The sequence below is a fragment of the Colwellia sp. E2M01 genome, from assembly GCF_018860585.1.
GTDB lineage: Bacteria > Pseudomonadota > Gammaproteobacteria > Enterobacterales > Alteromonadaceae > Colwellia.
In genome coordinates this window covers 1-14,750 of record NZ_JAHKPR010000028.1, presented here as the reverse complement: position 1 = coordinate 14,750, position 14,750 = coordinate 1, and the positions used below count along the sequence as shown (strand labels likewise).

Annotated in this window: 10 protein-coding genes and 1 pseudogene; 10 read left to right on the top strand and 1 reads right to left on the bottom strand. The window is 37.0% G+C overall.

Annotation, left to right across the window (positions count from 1 at the left end; genetic code table 11):
* The first annotated feature begins 511 nt into the window (after positions 1–511).
* The 3 genes from KO502_RS05635 (at position 512) to KO502_RS05625 (ending at position 3,526) form a co-directional block, all read left to right on the top strand.
* A complete protein-coding gene (locus tag KO502_RS05635; RefSeq protein ID WP_216021595.1) occupies positions 512–739 on the top strand; it encodes a hypothetical protein in 228 nt (75 codons plus the stop codon).
* Positions 740–994: 255 nt separating this feature from the next.
* Positions 995–2,227, top strand: a complete 1,233-nt coding sequence (locus KO502_RS05630; protein ID WP_216021594.1) for an alginate export family protein — start codon at positions 995–997, stop codon at positions 2,225–2,227.
* 366 nt (positions 2,228–2,593) lie between these two features.
* A complete protein-coding gene (locus KO502_RS05625; protein ID WP_216021593.1) occupies positions 2,594–3,526 on the top strand; it encodes a universal stress protein in 933 nt (310 codons plus the stop codon).
* A 183-nt stretch (positions 3,527–3,709) separates the two neighbouring features.
* On the opposite strand, the pseudogene KO502_RS17230 reads toward KO502_RS05625, so the two are convergent.
* A pseudogene (locus KO502_RS17230) lies at positions 3,710–3,960 on the bottom strand (transcriptional repressor).
* Positions 3,961–4,119: 159 nt separating this feature from the next.
* Between KO502_RS17230 and KO502_RS05615 the strand changes: the two are divergent.
* From KO502_RS05615 to KO502_RS05585, 7 genes are all read left to right on the top strand, one after another.
* Entirely contained in the window at positions 4,120–4,932 is an 813-nt protein-coding gene (locus tag KO502_RS05615) for a hypothetical protein (RefSeq protein WP_216021592.1), read from the top strand.
* A 3-nt stretch (positions 4,933–4,935) separates the two neighbouring features.
* Positions 4,936–5,973, top strand: coding sequence for an extracellular solute-binding protein (locus KO502_RS05610; protein ID WP_216021591.1), 1,038 nt, complete (start codon positions 4,936–4,938; stop codon positions 5,971–5,973).
* A 42-nt stretch (positions 5,974–6,015) separates the two neighbouring features.
* Positions 6,016–7,584 (top strand): iron ABC transporter permease, encoded by a 1,569-nt coding sequence (locus KO502_RS05605; protein WP_216021590.1) that lies wholly within the window; start codon positions 6,016–6,018, stop codon positions 7,582–7,584.
* Positions 7,584–8,621, top strand: coding sequence for an ABC transporter ATP-binding protein (locus tag KO502_RS05600; RefSeq protein ID WP_216021589.1), 1,038 nt, complete (start codon positions 7,584–7,586; stop codon positions 8,619–8,621). Before KO502_RS05605 ends, KO502_RS05600 begins: the two co-directional genes overlap by 1 nt.
* 253 nt (positions 8,622–8,874) lie before the next feature.
* Positions 8,875–9,948, top strand: a complete 1,074-nt coding sequence (locus KO502_RS05595) for an efflux RND transporter periplasmic adaptor subunit (protein WP_216021588.1) — start codon at positions 8,875–8,877, stop codon at positions 9,946–9,948.
* The gene (locus tag KO502_RS05590; protein WP_216021587.1) at positions 9,945–13,073 is read left to right on the top strand and encodes an efflux RND transporter permease subunit; all 3,129 of its coding nucleotides are present in this window, start codon (positions 9,945–9,947) and stop codon (positions 13,071–13,073) included. The genes KO502_RS05595 and KO502_RS05590 overlap by 4 nt, the downstream gene beginning before the upstream one ends.
* Before the next feature lie 95 nt (positions 13,074–13,168).
* Entirely contained in the window at positions 13,169–14,554 is a 1,386-nt protein-coding gene (locus tag KO502_RS05585; protein WP_252730529.1) for a class II fumarate hydratase, read from the top strand.
* The last annotated feature ends 196 nt before the right edge of the window (positions 14,555–14,750 follow it).

Below are 14,750 nucleotides of genomic sequence, written 5' to 3'. Positions count from 1 at the left end.
ATCGGAATTGGTATTATTTGCTTAATATACAGCCTTTTTTGTCAACTAATAGTTGCTTCTACAGCATTCATTAACCAGATATCAGGTTATGATTATTATCTCGCCCTAGGTTTTCTAACCTAATCAAAAAGCAATGTAGGTGCCTTGTTCGGTATTGGTGCATTTCATTCTTATTGTGCAAATATTCTTTCTAATAAGAGTAACAATATTGGTTTAGGCCAATAAAAACAATGAATTATAGTTGGCTTGGGTTTTGCTTGTTCTACTGTGTGTAATATTACAGTAACTGGGCTGTTGTTTTTATGTGAATTTTTATTTGGCAATAATATAAATTTTTAACGATTTAAACTTATTCATTTTTAAACGTCATTTTAACATCAATCAGGCATTCATTATAAATTGGATAAAACTGATAATTTCTACCTTAAAAAATATCTCATTGACTATTGCTGTTTGTTCATAGCCATTCGTTATTAGCCTTGGTTAACGCCCTAGTTAAATACCTGCCGGTATGAAACAAAAGAGTCAATATTGTGCACTTAATGCATTTAGCCGAACGCATACGCAAGACTTATTAATAGCAATACAAAGTGAGTTGAATAACATCGTTATTATGATCACCCATGATGTTGATGTGGCGGCGATAAATGAAATTATTGATGTACAACAAGAACGTCACGTAGTCAGTTATTTCTTGCTAAATATCTTGTATGCGACCGCTCACGTTCTGAAGAGTTAACTTTTCTTTACGATAAACAACGTAAAGTAAAAAACATTAAAAGCAAAGTTACTACGCTAGTGTAGGTACCTAAAATCGGCTTAGTGCTTAAGTAAGTTAATGGTTAAATTATAATAAAATAATGATTTAGAATAACTTTTAATAATATAAATAAAATTACAATAATGAAAACTTAAAACAACTTAAAACAACTTAAAACAACTTAAAACAACTTAAAACAACTTAAAACATAAAATATAAAGGGAAAATAACTCCATGACATTAAATAAAATATCAGTATGTCTATCATTCGCTTTAGCGAGTGTAACTTCATCAATGGCCTTTGCCGAAGATACTAAATCTATTCAAAAAAACGATACTATTGCAGAAGCTGTTTTAGCAGGTAAAACATCCATTGATTTAAACTTACGTTATGAAACTGTAGATCAGGATAATAATTTAAAAGATGCAGATGCTTTAACATTGCGAACTCGTGTGAGTTATAAAACGGGGGAAATTTCCGGTTTTTCAAGTCTTATTGAATTTGAAGACTCTCGTGATGTTTTTGGTGTAGATGGATATAACAATGGCTTAAATAATAAGCCTGAATATTCAACGATAGCAGATCCAGAAACAACTGAGTTTGATCAGTTTTTATTGCAATATAAACAAGATTCATTTGTAGCCAAAGTGGGGCGTCAGATTATTACCATGAACAATCATCGCTTTGTTGGTCATGTTGGTTGGCGTCAAGATAGACAAACATTTGATGGGGTAACGTTTTCTTACGCACCTATTGAGGGTTTAACCTTGGATTATGGCTATATCACACAGCGTAATAGAATCTTTGCTGAAGCAAAAGATATTGACTCAAATGATCATATTATTAACGCTAGCTATAAAACGTCATTAGGTAAAATTACTGGTTACGGCTATTTATTAGAAGTAGATAATAGTACTGAAAACGGTTTAGACACCTTTGGTATTCGTTTAAATGGCGGTACGTCATTAGGTGAGCAAAAAATAACTTACCAATTAGAATACGCACAACAAAATTCAGATACGGCAACAACCTCTTTTTCTGCTGACTATATGTTAGCTGAAGTGGGTACTTCATTTTCAGGAGTAGCTTTAAAAGTAGGTTACGAGTTATTAGGCTCTGATGATGGAAATTATGGTTTTTCAACGCCACTAGCGACATTACATAAGTTTAATGGTTGGTCAGATCAATTTTTAGCGACACCTAAAGAGGGGTTAGCAGACTTGTATGCTAGCGTTGGTGGTAAATTATCGGGTGGTAACTGGGCGTTGGTTTACCATAAATTTGATGCTGATCAAGCATCAGCAGCCGTAGATGATTTAGGCTCGGAAATTGATGCGGTTTACTCAAAGAGTTTTACTAAAAACTATACAGCAGGTATTAAATTAGCGGCGTACTCTGCAGGTGATATTACATCAGGTAAAGTAGATACCAATAAAGTCTGGGTTTGGTTTAACGCTAAATTTTAAGAAATTTAACAGCTAACGCTATTAAAAACATAAAAATTGAAAAGACTAATATGTAATGTATTAGTCTTTTTTTGCTAGAGCATTTTATATTGGGAAAATAAATGATCGAGTAATAACGAATATTGACAGAGAAAATTAATCTAAGCATTGTTATCGTAAAACTTGCCAACCTGAGAAAATGTTTATTGGTGACAGAAATATCCAGTATTTTCTATTAAATTTTACTCGTTAAAATTGATTCATTTTGTGGTCTTTTAAGGTAAGGTAAGCAAAAAAGATTGTATCGTTTGATTGTGTTGTTATAGAAGTAATAGCGCTCTCACTTTATACCTTCTGAAAAAGATATTGAATTCTTGGGAGAGGATTATGAAGTCAATTGAAAATATTTTGGTCGTGATGGACTCTAGCAGTGAGCATCACGCAGCTTTAATACAGGGAATTAAAGTAGCTCAAAAAACATCAGCCAGTATTAAATTATTTCTTGTCGCGTACAATCGTCAGTTTGTAAGTCACTGGAATTTCAATCAAACGCAATTAGACAGTTTAAAGAACGATTATTTAGCGTCGCAGCGTACTTGGTTAGAAGCATTTGTGCCTGATATTGAAGCATTAAATATTAAGGTAGAGGTTAATGTGGTTTGGCATGCCGATGTTAGCAGTGCTATTTTAGCTGAAGTTTCAACTAGTAATATTTCTATGGTGATTAAATCAACTAAAAAAGATTCTCTTATCAATAAAGTATTTTTTACTCCGAATGACTGGCAATTACTAGAGCATTGTAATGTACCCTTATTATTAACTAAAAATATTAGTGATTACTCTTATCAAAAAATTATGGCAGCTGTTAATCCCGATATAAGTCACGATCAAGCCGATGATTTGGATGTGGATATTGTTGAAGCCGCGCAAGAGATTGCTAAAATTTACAATGGTACCGCCCATGTTTGTCATTGTTATGAGCCAATCGATATTAAGTTATGGCAGAGTTTGAACTCAGCTGATTTAGCTCAAGAATTAGTAGATGAAAATTTTAATGATTACAGTAATGCCACTAAAAAACACCACAAAATAGTCTTTGATAAATTATTAAGTAATTTTAATTTTGATGATGAATGTATGCACTTAATACCTGGTATACCTAAAGATGAATTACCTTTATTTGCAAAAGAAGAAAAAGTAGATTTATTTGTTATGGGTATGAATAATAATGGAAAATTTATTGGTAATACTATTGAAGAAGTACTTGGGCATATCGATTGTGATATTTTGTCTATTCGCTCTAAAGACAATGTAGATTAATTGTCAGTTAAAATATATTTTAAACTCGCGCGTAAAATACCCAAAAGTTAATAAGCATCGTGGGTGTTTTATAGTCATTGAGAAAGGGTTTCGTGTAGAATTTTAGTTTTAAGGTAAACTCATGTTTTTTAAATTTAGGTAATGTAATAACTTAAATGCACTACTTGAGTGAATTGAGTGAACCTATGTTTCTTCACAATTATTTTTACATTGTCCATATAGATACAAACAATGATTAATTAGTTTCATTTTGTATTTTACGGCGATAGCTTTTTGTTGTTGTTCAATCACGCTGTCTTCAAATTCTATTATCTTGCCACAATTTAAATAAATTAAATGCTCATGATGTTTTTATTACTTAGATCAAACAGTGACTTAATTCCATCAAGATGGAGTTGGTTAACAATACTTGCTTCATCAGATTGATTAAGCACCCTATAAACAGTAGCTAAGCCAATATCTTCATTAGACTACTAATAATAGCTTGTATACATTTTGTAAACTTTAAATTTCATTATAGTTATCTTTATTATTGAGAATAGTTATCATTTATATATAATGTCGTGATTAATTATTACTAAAGGAAAATATAAATGAAATTAGGCTCAAAAAATATTCAAAAGCTATTAACAAGTTTAGTGTTAATCGCTGGCTTTACGGCATTTCAAACGGTTGCTAACGGCGACGTTGGAGAGCATGTAAACCATCTTTCAGATAACATTAAAAAATATGAAGAAGAAGTTAATTGGTTAACAAGCAAAGTTGATGGCATTGTAACTACTTATCAAAAAAGTGGTGCTAAAGCTGCTCACCCTGAAGCGTTAATGGAACACTGGGAAGCGGTTGATTTTCATGCGGCAATTGAAACGAATTACGTACTTATTTATGCGTCAATTTGGCAAGGTTTATACGCGGTTAAAGGTAGCATTGATGAGAAGTCTTCAATAGCTGACGTTAAAGCAGAAGAAGCAAAATTAAACAAAGCATTATGGCAAGCATTAGGTGCGGTTAAGATGGCTGCTAAATATCAAGATGCTGGCTTGTTAGCGCAAGTTAAAACAACAGAAGAAGCGCCTAAAAACTCAATTGAAGCACTTGTTGTTATTGATGAAAAAATTCATTCAGTTGTGGCAAAATATGCAGAACAATTAATTGATACTGCCACGACTATGGTACATGATACTTACCTTAATTTATTTGAAGGCGTTGAAGGCGAATTAATTGCAATAGATGCCAATTTAGTTGAAGACTTAGAAAAAGATTTTAACGTAACTTTACCGTTAGCGATTAAAAATAACAAAAGCGTTGATGAAGTACGTGACATTGTAACGGCTATGAGCACTAAACTAAGTAAAGCAAAAATGTTATTAGAAAATAAAGAAAAAAATAAAAAGGATGTATTCTAATTTATGCAACGTAGAACATTTATTAAAACCCTATCTTATTTAGGTGTTGTAAGCGCGCTCCCATTTTTGTCTGCACAAAGTTTTGCAGCGCCTAGTAAAGCTATTTCGGTAGATGATTTACCTGAGTTAACAGGGGAGCTGACCTTATATCTAGGCCGAGGTGAGGGTGGTTTATATGAAGATGTTCTTAATGCCATAAAAAAGCGTAATCCTAATTTTACATTACGTATTCGTCGCGGACCTACAGCTGCTTTAGCTAATACCATTATGGCAGAAGCTAAAGCGGGAGTTCGCCAAGCGGATTTGTTTTGGGCGGTTGACTCAGGCGCTATCGGGCAAATTGTAGGTGCTGGTTTAGCGCAAAAATTACCTAATGATTTAACTGAGCAATTACAAAGCGAATTTCGTTTTAATGATTGGGCGCCTATTTCTGGTCGCATCCGTACCTTACCGTATAACCCGACACGGGTAACGGCTGATAAAGTACCTGATGATATTATGGCGTTGCCAGATTCTGACTTGTCTATCGCTTGGGCACCAGCTTATGCTTCATTTCAGTCGTTCATAACAGCCATGCGTATACTTGAAGGTGATGACGCGACAACAAAATGGCTAAAAGCCATGAATAAAAAAGCCAAAAAATACGCAGGTGAGTTAGGTGTGGTGATGGCGGTTGAACGTGGTGAAGTGGATGTGGGGCTAGCCAATCATTATTACACGCTACGACTTAAATCAGGTAAGCCAGATGCAAACTTAGATCTAGCGTTCACTAAAAATGATGCCGGTTGTTTAGTTAATGCCTCAGGTATCTTGGCATTAAAACAAAGTAAAACAGCAACCGACTTTATGCGTTATTTACTGTCGAAAGAAGTGCAAACGTATTTATCAGGCGAAGCCTATGAAATACCATTAGCGGGACAATTACCACCACCGAGTGGTATTCCAAGTTTGACAGAAATTTCTCCCCCTGCGATTGACTTAACTAAATTAGCAGATTTAAGGCCAACCTTAGTATTAATGCGTAATGCAGGAGTGCTATAATCCGCATCAATATCGCTTTATGATCGGAAGTACGCATTAAATATGTTTAAAACATTGTTTCAAGCTTTGAAAAACACTCTAAATCCTTGTATTAAACGTTGGCCATTGTCTTATAGTTTGTCGTTAATTATTGCGTCTCTGGCCTTTTTCCCAGTCATTATTCTATTTACTCTTGCATCAGACAGCGTACAAATGTTTGATGCACGTAACCTTGATATTCTAAGTAATACACTACTGTTAATGCTATTTACAGGGGGAGGCGCTGTAATTATTGGCGTGCCATTAGCGTTATTATTAACTTATGTAAATATTCCATGGCGACGTTTTTGGTTAATTTTGTTAACGGCGCCGCTAGCTTTACCTAGCTATTTAGGCGCGTTTACCTTTTACGCTGCCTTTGGTGCCGGTGGCGAAATTGAAAATATGCTTGGCATTACCACACCTGCGGTAAATGGTTTATTTGGCTCAAGCTTGATCATGGTGTTATACACCTATCCATTTGTTTTATTAAGTACGCGTTCAGCATTAAGTAGTTTAGATGCCAGTCAGGTTTACGCGGCAAGAACATTAGGCATGTCATTATTACCGAGTATTTGGTTTGTGGTATTACCGCGTATTCGAAATGCCATTACAGGTGGTGCCTTACTAGCGGCCATGTATGCTTTGTCTGATTTTGGTACGCCTGCCATTATGGGGCTAAACACCTTCACCAGTGAAATTTATGTAGAATACAATGCCTTTGGTTTAAGTCAGGCTGCGATGTTGTCGTTACAGTTATTAGCGGTAGTTGCCTTGATGTTGTATATGGAATCGAAGGTTAACGTGAGCAAAGAACCTCCCGGTAGACATTTAACTTTTTGGCCTAGCCCTTGGCAAACCAAGTTATTATTACTTGCTACCTTGCCTGTTGTGATCTTTTCTATCTTTTTACCGTTAGCGGTATTTTCTTTATGGTTATGGCGTGAAGGCGTCTCGTCTTTTGATATTCAATATGCCATCAATTCAGGTTACGCCTCATTAATTGCTGCCGTAGTCGCGGTTATTTTTGCATTGCCTTTAGCTTATGCTGCTACCAAAGGTAAAGCGGGTCGCATAATGGAGCGCATTACCTTTATAGGTTTTGGTATTCCCGGTATCGTTATGGGCACTGCGTTAGTGTATACCGGTTTACAGTTACCATTTTTATATCAAACATTAGGCTTGTTGATATTAGCGTATGTTTTAAGGTTTTTACCTTTAGCTGTTGGTACCATACGAAGCTCAACTGAAAGTTTAGATGGCGCTTTGGTGAACGCGGCTCGTGTTTTAGGTGCTAAACCTAAAGAAGCATATCGCCGAATTACGTTGCCATTAACCATGCGAGGTGTTGTTGCTGGTGCTGCGTTAGTCTTTTTAGAAGTGATGCGTGAATTACCTGCCACCTTATTATTAGGCCCAATTGGCTTTGAAACCTTATCTACTTATTTATGGCGTGTATACGAAGCCGGTTATTTTGGTAGGGCAGCTATTCCAGGGCTATTACTTTTCTTCATCTCAGGTTTAGGGTTAGCCATTATGTTTAGTACCGAACGTTGGGGCAGTGTTACGTTAAATGAAAGGTCGTCTCGTTAATGATTACAATTAATAACTTATCCATTAAATATGATCGCACTACCGTGGTTGATAGCCTAAACCTTGAGTTAGCAAGCGATGAAATACTGATGCTAGTTGGTCCAACTGGCTGTGGTAAATCAACTATCTTAAAAGCGTTAGCGGGATTAATTCCTATTGCTGATGGTGAAATATGTCACCAAGACTGGCAGGCGACTACTACAGATTTTATTGCTCCAGAAAAACGTAATGTGGGTATGGTGTTTCAAGATTTCGCCTTGTTTCCGCATTTAACCGTAGAGCAAAATATCGCGTTTAGATTAACGGATAACAGCCAAGCAGATCGCTGGATAGAATTATTAGGCTTACAGGCTTTTCGTCATGTTAAACCTAATAATTTATCTGGCGGACAAAAACAACGGGTAGCCTTAGCACGTACCTTAGCGCATCAACCCGCTTTCGTTTTATTAGATGAGCCTTTATCAAATTTAGATGCTGCCTTAAAAGATGATTTACGTTGGGAAATTCGTAGCGCATTAAAAACAGCAGGTATTCCTGCTATTTGGGTAACTCATGATCAAGAAGAAGCGCTGTCAGTAGGTGATCGTGTTGGCGTATTACGCGCCGGTAAATTAGAGCAAATAGATCAGCCAGAGCGTTGTTATAACGAGCCGGTTAATCACTTTGTCGCGAGATTTTTGGGGGAAACAAATTTTATTGACGCCGAAATTACCGCCGATAAAAAATGTATTATTGATGCATTAGGTTATGAGCAGGTTTTTGATGAAGTCTCATTGTTAGGAAAGGTCGATTTATTATTACGACCAGAAGACTTTTCTGTAGAGATTAATGACGGGCAAGACGCTGAGCCAAGTAAAAAAGGTGAAGGCAAGGTTTTCTCAATGCGCTATGAAGGTAGTAGTCGGTTGTATCAAATTAACGTGGGTGATAACTTATTGAAAGTAAGAACTCGTCACGATATAAAATTAGCAGAAGGGCAGTCAGTTTACTTAAAAATAACAACGACTAAGCCTATTACCGTACTTAAAGAAGAATAATGTAAAGTACTTTTTTTAGTTCTAGCCTTGTTAGGTAACAATTTATAAGCACACTTTAGCATCAACGATGAAAGTAGAGAAAATATTTATTAGATAAAGATTTATTAAACCGATCTCAGGTTAACCACTAAAGCCCATATCTCATTAGATATATGGGCTTTTGATATATTCACCTTGATACAATGATATTGATTCTTAATTGCATTTGTAGGATGATTACTCTCATTATATCACTTACAATTTTTGAGAACTTATGCGCTTCTATCAACGCTTTTTTTATTGCAGTTTATTTTTATTATTACACGCATTTACTGTCAATGCGCAATCATCTGATGTACGTGTGGTAACGCACAAATTAACAGCTAGTTCATTAACGTCAGATTTAGTGTTAAGTGGTACGTTAAAACCTTTACGCAAAGCAGATTTATCTATTGCCGTTGAATCACTCGTTACTGCATTGCATGTTGATGTAGGCTCAAACGTTAAGAAAGGCGATTTATTGCTTGAGTTAGACAATGAATTAGCAAAACAGCAACATATACGAGCATTAGCACAAGTTGATGAAGCTGAAACACTAACCAAAGAAGCCAAGCGTTTATGGGATGAGGGCTTACGTTTACAAAAGCAAAGCCATATTGCCCAAAGCGAAATTAGCGCACTTGAAAGTAATGTAACCTTAGCTCAATCTCGACTTGCGCAAGCTCATGCCGATGCGTTTATTGCCGCTAAAAACTTAAATGACCATAAACTTTACGCACCTTTTGATGGTGTTATTAGCGCACGTTGGACTGATTACGGACAATGGTTAACTCGCGGCGACCAAGTCTTTACCTTAGTCTCATTAAATAACCTTCGCCTTGATGTGCAATTACCACAAGAGCAACTCAATAATATAAAAAACTTACAATCTGTGAGTATGCAACTAGATAGTCAGCCAAATATTCAAATTCCTGCTCGTATTGATACTTTATTAACCGTAGGTGATAGCGCCCGTAGCTTTTTAGTACGTGTTATGACTGATAAAGAATCACCGTTACTTTTACCTGGTGTATCGGCACAAGCATTGTTTAACTTTGAACATCAGAAAAATGCGGTAATACTGCCAAAAGATGCCGTTTTACGTAATGTCGATGGGAACTATACAGTGTTTGTAGTGAAAGATGGTATAGCCAAACGACGTAGCATTGTTTTAGGTAAACTGGGTAAGAATGGTTATCTCATTGAAAATGGCTTAATGGCTAATGAATTGGTGGTGACTCGCGGTAATGAACTGCTAATCGATGGCGCTTCCGTAGCTATCGTCAATGAACTGGAACTAGCACAATGATAGATAAAGCAGTTAATCAGGGGCGTTTATTAAGTGTTGTTGTTTTAATTATTTGTATTCTGGGTATTGTTGTCGCGCAGCGGATGCCGGTACAAATGATCCCCAACCTCGAAACACGTATTATCAGTGTTGTAACAGGCTGGCCGGGTGCAACGCCACAAGATATTGAAAAAGAAATTCTACTGGAACAAGAACGTTATTTACGCTCATTACCTAATTTAAGTCGTATGGAGTCGTTTGCTTCCATGGGCGAGGCGGTGGTTGAATTAGAGTTTCGTTTTGGTGTTGATGAAAATGAAGCGTTAATCCGTGTATCTAATGCGTTAAGTCAAGTCTCTAGTTATCCTGAAAATGTAGACCAACCACGCTTGTTTAGTGAGTCATTCTCTGAAAATGCTTTTATGTATTTCGCGGTGTTCCCTAAATTAGGTAATCCTCAACACCTTGATATGGACATGATCAGTGATTTTATTGATGACAATGTACGTCCAAGGTTAGAGCGAGTTTCTGGTGTATCGCAAGTCACCATGAATGGAACCTTACGACAAATTCAAATTCACATAGACCCAGCAAGTTTAGCGCAACGCAATATCAGCATTAATGACGTTAATTCAGCCATTCGCGCACGTAATAAAGATGTATCAGCAGGGGATTTAAATGACGGTAAACGTCGCTATTTAATCCGTACCAAAGGACGTTTTGATCAACTTGATGATTTAAATAACTTGATCATAGCTCACAGAGAGGGCGCTAATATTCGCCTAAAAGATGTAGCCGAAGTACGGTTAGATCATTATGAAAAGCGTGGCTTTGCCATTGTTAATGGTGAGCCTGCTTTTACTATGGCAGTGAAACGTGAGCAAGGCTCTAATGTTATTGATATTAAACGAGTCATGTTACAAGAAATTGATAAAATAACAGTAGACTTACTTGAGCCTAACGGTTTGAGAATATATAAAATTGGCGATGATGTTCGTTATGTCGAATCTTCAGTGAAGAATGTATTCACCAATTTATGTATCGGTGCTTTACTCGCCACGCTTGTTATGTACTTCTTTTTACGCTCTGGTCGAGCTACCTTAATATGTTTAATGGGCATCCCCGTTTGTACTATTGCGTCCTTTATTGGTTTAGCCACTTTTGATCGTACCATAAATGTTATTTCTCTTGCGGGTATAGCATTCGCAATAGGCATGACTGTAGATAACAGCATTGTTGTGTTAGAAAGTATCGAACAAGCAAAACGACGCGGGTTAGATCGCCTTGAAGCCGCCATTATGGGCGTTAAAGAAGTATGGAGTGCGGTACTTGCCTCTAGCGCGACAACGGTATTAGTTTTTTCGCCCATTCTTTTTATCGAAGAAGAAGCAGGGCAGTTATACTCTGATATCGCCTTAGCTATTTCTGCCGCTATAATCGCATCTATGTTGTTTGCTTTATTTGTTGTTCCTGCGGCTAGTGCAGCGATAGGTGGACGGGTAACGGATGCAAATAATTCAACCAATGAAAGTGTCCTTCTAAGATTAACACGTTGGATATGCGTAAACGCAAAACGACGTTATTCGACTATGATAGTGAGTGTGTTGTTAAGTCTTGGTTTAGCAATAATATTTATGCCTGCCGCAGAATACTTACCCGAAGGTGAAGAGCCTAAAGCATTCAGTAAAATGATCGCGCCACCGGGTTATAACATTGATGAAATGCAACGCATCGCGAAAGAAATTCAAGTTAAATTAGATCAAGCGCAAGCAGATGAAGACTATGATCAAACTGACAATATTCTTCCGCCATTAAAATACTATTTAATGCGCATTAGTGCAGGGCAGCTTTGGGTAATGAGTGAGCCACGTAATGGTGATGATATTGACATCATGATGAATGCTTTAGTGACACTTTTTGAAAGCTATCCAGGCATGAGGGCATTTTCTGCACGAGGCTCTATTATTTCAAGTAATCAAGGTGGCACCAGAGCCGTCGAATTAAGTATTACTGGCGCGAACTTAGCTGCACTTTATGACACCGCTCACCATGCTATGCGCCGAGCGAAAAGCGTATTTGAAAGCCCGAGAATTGACTCATCCCCAGCATCTTTATCCCTTGACCAACCGTTAGTTGAAATTAGACCCCACTGGGAGCGATTAGCTGAATTAGGCTTTAGTGCCAGTGAGTTTGGTTTTATTGTTGCGGCGTACAGCGATGGCGCTTTTGTTGGTGAATTTATTGATGGTGACGATAAAGTTGATATGTTTTTATTTAGCACCGCAGGCAATCATCAAACATTAGCTGAGCTTGCGCAAGTACCTATTAGAACACCTAATGGTCACGTATTACCTTTATCATCGTTAGCAGAGCTGCGTGAAACGGTTGATAGTGAACAGCTACGCCGTGTCAATGGCCAACGTACTGTTTCGGTTTATATTATTCCTCAAGACGATGTTGCTTTAGAAACGGCTGTTGATAAAGTTCGTACAGAACTAATTCCACAACTTAAAGCGAATGGAGAGCTACCTACAGGCGTTTCTATTAATATTGCCGGTGCGGCTGATGATCTTGCATCTACACGGGCAGCGCTGTTTAGCAATTTTGTTATCGCCTTACTATTAATTTACTTATTACTGGTGATGATTTTCTCACATTGGGGATATCCGCTATTAATATTAACCACAGTACCATTAGGTATTGCGGGTGGTTTAGTGGGTTTGGTTGCTAGCAACAATATTGGCGTACTATTATCAACAATGGGCATTGCTTCGGGTTACCAAGCGTTAGATATGATAACCATGCTTGGCTTTGTTATTTTGTTGGGGACGGTTGTGAATAACCCTATATTAATTGTTGAACAAACGCGACGTAATATACACACAGGTAAGTTGCCGATACTACAAGCAGTACAAGATGCTGTTTCAACACGATTACGTCCTATTCTTATGTCGACTACGACAACCATATTTGGTCTTGCGCCACTGGTATTCATACCGGGAGAGGGAACCGAATTATATCGAGGCGTTGGCATTGTTGTATTATTTGGCTTACTCGCTTCAATGATATTGACCTTGAGCTTTTTACCTTGTTTATTGGTTGAGGTATTTAATATTTCTGATAAATACCAAAGTAAAAAAAACTAACCAATAAAGAACCAGTTCATAAAATTCAGCACAGCAAAGGATAGCGTTGCTATAGTGATTAAACAGTAAATAACAGATCAGCGCTAAGGGAGTATATGACAAATAAATTCAGAACTGAACAAGATAGTATGGGCGAGCTAAACGTTGCAGCTAATGCGTTATACGCTGCACAAACACAGCGTGCAATTAATAACTTCCCGGTAAGCGGTCAATCAATGCCAGAAAAATTTATAAAAGCGTTATTACTTATAAAGTCGGCAGCAGCACAAGCAAATGTAAATCTTGAACAAATTTCTGCAGAAATGGGAAAAGCTATTAAAGAGTCAGTGGTTAAAGTAAGTGAAGATCCTAACTTAATGTCTCACTTTCCTGTTGATATATATCAAACAGGGTCGGGCACAAGTACCAACATGAACGTTAACGAGGTGTTATCTACAGTCGCTAGCGAAATATATAAAGCAAAAGTGGGGGCTAATGATCATATTAATTATGGTCAAAGTAGTAATGATGTAATACCGACAGCTATTCATGTGAGTGCATCTATAGCGCTTCAACAAGATCTTATCCCGTCATTAGAGCATTTATCGAAAAGCATTCGTGTAAAGGCAGAAAAAGTACATCATCATATAAAAACTGGTCGTACACACTTAATGGATGCAATGCCAGTAAGGTTTAGTCAAAGTTTATATGCTTGGGCAGATCAAATAGATCAAAATATTAATCGATTAAAAGCAATTCAACCTGATATTCAAAGCCTTGCACAAGGTGGTACCGCTGTCGGTACAGGAATTAATGCTCACCCAGACTTTGCTAATGTTTTTAATAAAATATTAAGTGATATGACAGGTATCGAGTTTACACCGGCAAAAAACTTTTTTACGCATATTGGCTCTCAAGATATTGCTGTGGCTTTGTCTGGCCAACTAAAAGCGGTGGCTGTTACCATTATCAAAATATCTAATGATTTACGTTGGATGAACTCTGGTCCTCTAGCTGGTTTAGGTGAAATTGAACTAGAAGCATTACAGCCAGGATCTTCTATTATGCCGGGTAAAGTTAACCCTGTTATTCCTGAAGCAGCAGCAATGGTAGGGGCTCAAGTTATTGGTAATGATGCTGCTATTACTGTGGCAGGGCAATCAGGTAATTTTGAACTTAATGTTATGTTGCCATTGGTTGCAAATAACTTGTTGTCATCTATTGAAATATTAGCCAATGTTAGTGTGTTATTAGCTGACAAAGCTATTGCTACTTTTGTTGTGAAAGAAGAAAAAATAACTGACGCACTAACAAGAAACCCTATTTTAGTTACCGCACTAAACCCTATTATAGGTTATGAACTAGCTGCAAAAATAGCTAAGCAAGCTTATAGCGATGGTCGTCCTATTATTGATGTAGCTGAGCAATATACTGATCTAAGTCGTGGAGAATTAGAGCTATTATTAGATCCGAAAAAGTTAACTGAAGGCGGTTTAGGCTAGATTTTAGCTCACTACTATTTCCTCGAAAAAACTAAGGCACTCTATTATTAAACAGAGATCGGGTTAACTATATACACAAAAAATTATTTATATGAAATGGTATAATACCAATTTGATTAAGTTCTTTCCCACTCAGCGAGAATTAAAAGGCTTAGAGGCAAGGCATTGATTGAAGAGAATGGTTGTTCAGGAGAAT

Bases quoted from the DNA above. Each gene is read 5' to 3' on its own strand.
- KO502_RS05595 (WP_216021588.1), top strand. From the start codon at position 8,875: ATGCGCTTCTATCAACGCTTTTTTTATTGCAGTTTATTTTTATTATTA.
- KO502_RS05615 (WP_216021592.1), top strand. From the start codon at position 4,120: ATGAAATTAGGCTCAAAAAATATTCAAAAGCTATTAACAAGTTTAGTG.
- KO502_RS05605 (WP_216021590.1), top strand. From the start codon at position 6,016: ATGTTTAAAACATTGTTTCAAGCTTTGAAAAACACTCTAAATCCTTGT.
- KO502_RS05630 (WP_216021594.1), top strand. From the start codon at position 995: ATGACATTAAATAAAATATCAGTATGTCTATCATTCGCTTTAGCGAGT.
- KO502_RS05635 (WP_216021595.1), top strand. From the start codon at position 512: ATGAAACAAAAGAGTCAATATTGTGCACTTAATGCATTTAGCCGAACG.
- KO502_RS05625 (WP_216021593.1), top strand. From the start codon at position 2,594: ATGAAGTCAATTGAAAATATTTTGGTCGTGATGGACTCTAGCAGTGAG.
- KO502_RS05600 (WP_216021589.1), top strand. From the start codon at position 7,584: ATGATTACAATTAATAACTTATCCATTAAATATGATCGCACTACCGTG.
- KO502_RS05610 (WP_216021591.1), top strand. From the start codon at position 4,936: ATGCAACGTAGAACATTTATTAAAACCCTATCTTATTTAGGTGTTGTA.
- KO502_RS05585 (WP_252730529.1), top strand. From the start codon at position 13,169: ATGACAAATAAATTCAGAACTGAACAAGATAGTATGGGCGAGCTAAAC.
- KO502_RS05590 (WP_216021587.1), top strand. From the start codon at position 9,945: ATGATAGATAAAGCAGTTAATCAGGGGCGTTTATTAAGTGTTGTTGTT.